We start from the raw sequence: 508 nt of genomic DNA, 5'->3' as shown, positions 1-508 counted from the left end.
GTACAACCCCTTGAGCCTGATGGTCGCCGGTCTGGCGATTATCGTGGCGTTCATTATTCAGCTGTTGCTGGACTCGATGATTATCGGGGCGCTGGTGGGCTTCCTGATCTTTTCGGCGTCGGGCATCGTCAAGTGGCGTGAAACCGACGACCTGTTCACCGAAGGCATGAAGATGATGGCGATGATCGGCTTCATCATGATCGCCGCATCCGGTTTTGCTGAAGTGATGAAAGCCACCGGTCATGTGCAGACACTGGTGGAGTCCTCGGCCTCGTGGATCGACCACAGCAAAGGCATCGGGGCGCTGTTGATGCTGCTGGTGGGCCTGTTGGTGACCATGGGCATCGGCTCGTCGTTTTCCACCGTACCGATTCTGGCGGCGATTTTCGTGCCGTTGTGCGTGCAACTGGGCTTCAGCCCGATCGCCATCGTGTGCATCGTCGGCACTGCCGGCGCGCTGGGCGATGCCGGTTCACCGGCGTCGGACTCGACCCTGGGCCCGACCTCC

General features: G+C 60.4%; 1 protein-coding gene. It reads left to right on the top strand.

Annotated elements, in window-relative coordinates; translation table 11 throughout:
* Window positions 1–508, top strand: a 508-nt coding sequence (locus AC1DLB_RS31885) for a Na+/H+ antiporter NhaC family protein (protein WP_477786517.1), incomplete at both ends; no start/stop codon positions are given.

The organism is Pseudomonas sp. 05N434, from assembly GCF_056396965.1.
This window is presented reverse-complemented; position numbering and strand designations above follow the sequence as displayed.